Annotated in this window: 1 pseudogene; it reads right to left on the bottom strand. The window is 66.3% G+C overall.

The features are described from left to right. Positions 1-498 (bottom strand): annotated as a pseudogene (locus tag XI09_RS08380) (saccharopine dehydrogenase); the annotation flags it as partial. Between the last annotated feature and the right edge of the window lie 24 nt (positions 499-522).

The following is a 522-nucleotide window of genomic DNA, read 5'->3' as shown; positions in this document are numbered from 1 at the left end:
GTCGCGCACGAGGCAGAGAGCGCTCTCTGCGATCATCTTGCTGGTCGAGCCGTAGCCCGGATCGCGGTCGCCCGTGACGACCGCCTCGACCCGACCGCCATCCGGCAGCTCACCCAGGAAGAGGATGTCGTAGAAGCCCTTGTCGCGCTCTTCCCGAGTCGGGCCTGCGCCGGGTTTGAGACCGCCGGTCCGGAACAAGGAAACCATCGTGGCGAACGTCTCCGTCGTCACGCGACCGATTTCCCCAAATCCGGGCGCGATCATCATCTCGTCGTAAACGAAGTCCGTGCCGTAGGGATGACCCAACAGGAAATTCGTGCGGTGCACGTTCTTGGTGTTGATCGGCGCCATGGGGAACGGCACGAGCCACACATTCATGCGCGGGTCGAATTCGGGGATAAGGCCCGACGGCTGAGACGGCCCGGTGAACCCCGGCGTCAGCGCGAAGGGATCGGTCAGCAGCCGGATCAGGGCCGGGTCGCGCGCCGCAGCCGCCAACGTCGCCTGGGCGCTCGCCGCGGT

Origin of the sequence: Bradyrhizobium sp. CCBAU 11386 (assembly GCF_028128955.1) — a bacterium.
Taxonomy (GTDB): Bacteria; Pseudomonadota; Alphaproteobacteria; order Rhizobiales; family Xanthobacteraceae; genus Bradyrhizobium.
The sequence above is the reverse complement of the archived record's forward strand: the minus strand, read 5'-3'. Positions and strand labels throughout refer to the sequence as shown.